The sequence below is a fragment of the Caballeronia sp. M23-90 genome (assembly GCF_053574605.1).
This window is the reverse complement of record NZ_JBSIPA010000954.1, coordinates 1-617: the sequence shown is the minus strand read 5'-3', so window position 1 is coordinate 617 and position 617 is coordinate 1. Positions and strand designations below refer to the sequence as shown.

The window sequence follows — 617 nt, the reverse complement described above, 5'->3', positions numbered from 1 at the left end:
GGTGTGAAAGAGGTTTCCCTCGAAGCTGAACTTCGGTTCGGAGTCGGGAGGAGTCTCGGAGACGCACTCGTTATAGGGTCAAGCGAACAAGTGCATGTGGTGGATGCCTTGGCGATCACAGGCGATGAAGGACGCGGTAGCCTGCGAAAAGCTACGGGGAGCTGGCAAACGAGCTTTGATCCGTAGATGTCCGAATGGGGAAACCCGGCCCTTCTGGGTCATCCGTAACTGAATACATAGGTTACGTGAAGCGAACGCGGTGAACTGAAACATCTAAGTAACCGCAGGAAAAGAAATCAACCGAGATTCCCAAAGTAGTGGCGAGCGAAATGGGATCAGCCTGTACTCTTTAGCACGACCGTTAGCCGAACACTCTGGAAAGTGTGGCCATAGCAGGTGATAGCCCTGTAGGCGAAAGCGGATGTGTGGAACTAGGTGTACGACAAGTAGGGCGGGACACGTGAAATCCTGTCTGAAGATGGGGGGACCATCCTCCAAGGCTAAATACTCGTGATCGACCGATAGTGAACCAGTACCGTGAGGGAAAGGCGAAAAGAACCCCGGGAGGGGAGTGAAATAGATCCTGAAACCGCATGCATACAAACAGTCGGAGCCTC

1 rRNA gene is annotated in these 617 nt (G+C 53.2%); it reads left to right on the top strand.

Going from position 1 to position 617, the window contains the following annotated elements:
• Positions 1 to 76: 76 nt before the first annotated feature.
• Positions 77 to 617 (top strand): 23S ribosomal RNA (locus ACRXB1_RS37255); the annotation flags it as partial.